The 4,662-nt window shown below is 70.7% G+C and carries 6 protein-coding genes and 1 pseudogene; 4 read left to right on the plus strand and 3 right to left on the minus strand.

Annotated features, from left to right (window positions below; translation table 11 throughout):
- Window positions 1–195, plus strand: a pseudogene (locus VHK87_RS00175) (TlyA family rRNA (cytidine-2'-O)-methyltransferase); the annotation flags it as partial.
- 225 nt (window positions 196–420) lie between these two features.
- Here VHK87_RS00175 and VHK87_RS00180 read toward each other — a convergent pair.
- Both VHK87_RS00180 and VHK87_RS00185 read right to left on the minus strand, forming a co-directional pair.
- Window positions 421–1,044, minus strand: a complete 624-nt coding sequence (locus VHK87_RS00180; RefSeq protein ID WP_329632880.1) for a glycine zipper 2TM domain-containing protein — start codon at window positions 1,042–1,044, stop codon at window positions 421–423.
- 45 nt (window positions 1,045–1,089) lie between these two features.
- Entirely contained in the window at window positions 1,090–1,506 is a 417-nt protein-coding gene (locus tag VHK87_RS00185; protein ID WP_329632881.1) for a glycine zipper 2TM domain-containing protein, read from the minus strand.
- A 164-nt stretch (window positions 1,507–1,670) separates the two neighbouring features.
- Here VHK87_RS00185 and VHK87_RS00190 point away from each other — a divergent pair, with 164 nt between their 5' ends.
- A complete protein-coding gene (locus VHK87_RS00190) occupies window positions 1,671–2,939 on the plus strand; it encodes a class I SAM-dependent RNA methyltransferase (RefSeq protein ID WP_329632882.1) in 1,269 nt (422 codons plus the stop codon).
- Window positions 2,940–3,002: 63 nt separating this feature from the next.
- Entirely contained in the window at window positions 3,003–3,317 is a 315-nt protein-coding gene (locus tag VHK87_RS00195; RefSeq protein WP_329632883.1) for a hypothetical protein, read from the plus strand.
- On the opposite strand, the gene VHK87_RS00200 is transcribed toward VHK87_RS00195, so the two are convergent.
- Window positions 3,267–3,728, minus strand: coding sequence for a YaiI/YqxD family protein (locus tag VHK87_RS00200; protein WP_329632884.1), 462 nt, complete (start codon window positions 3,726–3,728; stop codon window positions 3,267–3,269). The genes VHK87_RS00195 and VHK87_RS00200 overlap by 51 nt on opposite strands.
- A gap of 56 nt (window positions 3,729–3,784) precedes the next feature.
- Between VHK87_RS00200 and VHK87_RS00205 the strand changes: the two genes are divergently transcribed.
- On the plus strand, window positions 3,785–4,662 hold an 878-nt coding region (locus tag VHK87_RS00205; protein ID WP_329632885.1), incomplete at its 3' end, for a YihY/virulence factor BrkB family protein.

The following is a 4,662-nucleotide window of genomic DNA, read 5'->3' on the forward strand; positions in this document are numbered from 1 at the left end:
GCCGGGCCCGGCCGGGTGGGGAAGGGCGGCCTCGTCAAGGATCGCGCCATCCGCGCCGCCGCCCTCGACGGCGCGAAGGCCTTCCTGCAGGGAAGCGGCTGGCGGGTCATGGGCGAGGCCGACAGCCCGATCGCCGGCGGCGAGGGGAATGCCGAGTATCTGGTCTGGGCGAAGAAGTCGGCCGGCGGGACGTAGGCTCTCTGGGCCCGCTCATCGCGGCGGACGCCGGGATCCAGGCGGCCTCTCCGTCTGATCCGGTGTCTGGGTCCCGGCTCCCGCCGGGATGAGCGGATCTATCGTCGTCGCCCTGGGTGGCAGGTAGCGCCTGCGACAAACCAAGTCGCAGGGGAGCGTCAGTCAAGAAAGAGGCCGCCGACATCGCTGCCGGCGGCCAGTCGTCTCGCTCAGGAACTGAGAGGTCTAGTCGACGACCTGGTAGCGGCCGCGGCTGTCCATGCAGACCCGGACCATGCGGGTCACGGTGCGGCCGTCCGGCATGTAGACCGGGCTCTCGGCCAGGGTGCAGCCGTCGGCGCCGGCCCGCTCGGTGATGCGCAGCCGCTGGCCGCCATATCCATAGGCGTAGCCGTAGTCGTCGTCCTCGTAGGCAGAGCCGTAGTAGCCGCCGCCGCTGTAGTAGCCATTGGAGCGGTAGCGGTCCTCGAGGTCGTAGGGCTGGTTGTAGTAGCCGCCGCTGTAGCCGCGGTCGTAGGCGGAGTAGCTGTCGCGGGGATAACCGCTGCGGCAGGCCGCCGAGTTGTTACCGACGGCCGCGCCGGCCACCGCGCCGACCGCCCCGCCCAGGAGGGCGCCTTCGGTGCGGTTCTTCCGCGCCGCCGCGTTGGAGCCGATGGCCGCGCCCAGCGCGCCGCCGATCAGGCCGCCGACAGTACCGCGATTGGTTTGATCGCGCCGGCAGGGGTCGTAGTAGGAGCCGCCGTAGGGCTGAGCCGACGCGATGGTCGGCGCCGCCACGGCGGTCAGGGCGGCGACGCCCGCGACGGCGGCCAAGGCGCCCTTGGCCAGGGTGGAACGGAAGTTCATTTTACAGCAGGCTCCCCTCGGGTGGTGTCAGGTCAGAGCGCGGCTCTAGCCGCGCCCGCTCGGCCGCCAGACGCCGTCGCGTCCACGGCAGACTTCGAAATCGTGCATCTTGCCGCCGTAGTACTCCTGCACCCAGCGGCAGTCGGACCGAGCCGAGACCCGGGTCGGATAGTTCACGCACTTCACCCGCGACTTGCCGATCTGGTGACCGGCCACGGCGCCGACGGCGGCGCCCAGCACAGTGCCTTCGGTGCGGGCGTTGTCGGCGGCCACGCTGCGGCCCACCAAAGCGCCCGCTGCGCCGCCGATCACCGCGCCGGTGGTGGCCGAGCGGCGCTGCTCGGCCCGGCAGATGTCGCCCGAACCGTAGTTGCGGACGGATTGCGCGCTGGCCAGTTCGGGGGCGGCGAAAGCCGGAACCGCGGTGGCGGCTGCGGCGGCGAGAACGAGAAGTCGCTTCATAGGCTGTCTCCGGCGTTTCTCTTCAAGGCGGCCCCCTGCCGACTCTTCGAGAACATTGATGGCAAAGCTAAGGTGAACGCGCGTTGATCGGGCCGTTCATCTTCGTTCATGCGGCCCGGGCGCGGCTCGCCTCTTGGCGGATCGACGGCTAAATGGCTGCCGTGATGCGAAGTTCCAGGCCACAGCCGCGCTCAAGGCCCGCGGTAGAGACGGTGATCGAGGCGGTCGGCGGGGAGGGGGACGGCATCGCGCCCGGGCCGCTCTACGCGCCCTTCACCCTGCCGGGTGAGCGCGTGCGGCTCGCGCCCGGCGGCGACCGGCGCGACGTCGTGGCGATTCTCGAGCCGAGCCCACAGCGGGTCGAGCCGCCTTGCCCGCACTTCGGCGCCTGCGGCGGCTGCGCCCTGCAGCACTGGGACCGGCCGGCCTACCTCGCCTGGAAGGTGGAGCGGCTGGCCGGCACCCTGGCGCGCCAGCACATTGAGACCGAGATGCTGCCGCCCTTCGCGGCCGAGCCCCAAACCCGCCGGCGCGTGGCGCTGCACGCCCGCCAGGGGCGCAAAGACGCCGCCCGCGTCGGCTACAAGACTCGCAAGTCCTGGAGCCTGGTGGAGATCGACGTCTGCCCGATCTCCGACCCGCGTATCCACGCCGCTCTGCCGGACCTGAAGCGGCTGGCCGCGCCGCTGTTCGAGCACCCCAAGTCCGCGCCCACCCTGCACGTGACGGTCACGGACGCGGGGCTCGACGTCGACATCACCGGGGTGGAGCGCAAGAGCGGGGGCCTCTCGGCGGACGCCCGCGTGCAACTCGCCGAGACCGCCGCGGCGGCCGACTTTGCGCGGATCACCCTCGACGGCGAAACCGCTTACCAGGCGCGGATGCCCACCGTGCGACTGGGCCCCGCGAGGGTCGGCCTGCCGCCAGGCGCCTTCCTGCAGGCCGTCCCCCAGGCTGAGGCGGCGATGGCCGCCTTCGTGCACGAGCAGGCGCAAGGCGCCGAGCGCATCGCCGACCTCTACTGCGGCGTGGGCACCTTCAGCTTTCACTTGGCCGAGGTCGCGCCGGTCTATGCGGCCGACGGCGCGCCGGAGGCGATTCGCGCGCTGACGGCCGCCGTCGCCACCGCCCCCGGCCTGAAGGGGATCACCGCCGAGGCGCGGGACCTGGTCCGCCGGCCCGTCCTCGCCGAGGAGCTGAAGCGCACCGATGTCGTGGTGTTCGACCCGCCGCGGGCCGGGGCGCTGGAGCAGGCGCAGGAGATCGCCCGCTCTGGCGCGGCGCGGGCAATCGGCGTGTCCTGTAACCCTGCGACCTTTGCGCGCGACGCCCGGGTGCTGATCGACGCCGGCTTCCGGCTCGCCCGGGTGCTACCCGTGGACCAGTTCCTGTGGTCCCCTCACATTGAGTTGGTGGGCGTATTCGAGCGCTGAAATCGGCCAAATTCGGCCATGACTCGCGCCGAACCTGCTCTGGAAGCCATTCGGAGCCGCAGTATGCGCCGCCTCGCCTCCCTCGCCGTTCTGACCGCGTTCGCGGCGGGTTCGGCGAGCCCCGTCCTGGCCGAGCCGCCCCCGGGCCGCTTCGTCCACCCGGCTGACGCCAACAAGGACCAGAAGGTCAGCAAGGCCGAGTGGCTGGAGTCCGGTGAGAGCGTCGACGGATTCCGCGCCGCGGACGCCAACCGGGACGGCTTCGTTATCGGACCCGAGTTCGCGAACTGGTTCATGAAGAAGGAAGGGATCGGGCCCTTCCAGTCGTCAGCCGCCCCCAAGCCGCTTAGCCCGGTGAACCGCCTCGTCGAGCGCTGAGAGGAAGCGCGAGCGGTCCTTCGCCTGGAACGGCGGCGGACCCCGGGTTATCTCGCCCACTGACCGCAGATGCTCCCCGATCGCCCGGCCCGCCAGCGCCTGGCCGATGGAGTCCTCCGTGAACACCCGGCCTGACGGGCCCAGCACCAGGGCGCCGCTCTTCAGGCAGCGGCTGGCCAGCGGGATGTCGTGGGTGATGACGACATCGCCGCGCTGCACCTGCTCGGCGATCCAGTCGTCGGCGGCGTCGGGGCCGGCCTCGACGATCACCCGCTCGATGCGCGGCTCCTTCGGGACCATCAGGAACGACCCGGCCACGACATAGACCTGCAGCCCATAGCGGCGAGCCACCTTGTAGACCTCGTCCTTGACCGGACAGGCGTCGGCGTCGACGAAGATTCGGGTCGGCATCTCGCGATCTTAGCGGCCGGAACGGGCGGCGGCTCTGGCGGATTTCATGCTCAGCCATGGCCGACGCCGCCCGACCCCGCCTGAAGCCCCCGTCGCCGATCGTGCTGGCGCCCTGGCTGGCGCTTGGCCTGATGCTCGCCGCCTGGCCGCGCCAAGGCCGCCCGAAGCCGCGCGGTCTGAGCCAGCCCCACGATGCGCCGCTGGAGGCGAACCGCGGGCGGGCCGCGGAGGGGCCCTCGGAGATACCTCCAGCGGGCTGGAAGGATATCCTCTGGCGCACGTGGCGCGAGTTCATGCGCGACAACATCCCGCTGGTGGCCAGCGGGATCGCCTTCGCAGGTGTGATGGCGCTGTTTCCCGCGCTGGCCGCCTTCGTCTCGCTCTACGGCATCTTCGCCGATGTTGCGGCTGCGCGAGAGCATCTGGCGATCCTCACCGGCTTCGTCCCTGCGGACATCCTGACCTTCATCGGCGAGCAGATGGTCCGGATCGCGGCTGAGAAGAAGGCCAGTCTGTCGGCCACCTTCATAGCCAGCTTCCTGTTCTCCCTGTGGAGCGCCAACGCCGGCATGAAGGCGCTCTTCAACGGCCTGAACGTGGCCTACGAGGAGAAGGAGAAGCGCAACTTCCTGCAAATGAACCTGGTGACGCTCGGCTTCACGATCGGCGGACTGGTGTTCGTCGGCCTGACCGCCACCGCGGTGGTCGCCGTGCCTGTGGCGATGAACATGCTGCGCATCGATGCGAGCGCCGCGCCGCTGGCGTTGCTGCGATGGCCTGCGCTCCTGGCGGTCACGATGCTGGCCCTGTCGATCGTATACCGCTACGGGCCGAGCCGTGAGCAGGCCAAGTGGCGATGGGTGACCTGGGGCGGCGCCGTGGCCTCGGTGCTCTGGTTAGCCGGTTCGGCAGGGTTCTCCTGGTACGTCTCGAA

The sequence above is a fragment of the Phenylobacterium sp. genome, assembly GCF_036263695.1.
GTDB lineage: Bacteria > Pseudomonadota > Alphaproteobacteria > Caulobacterales > Caulobacteraceae > Phenylobacterium.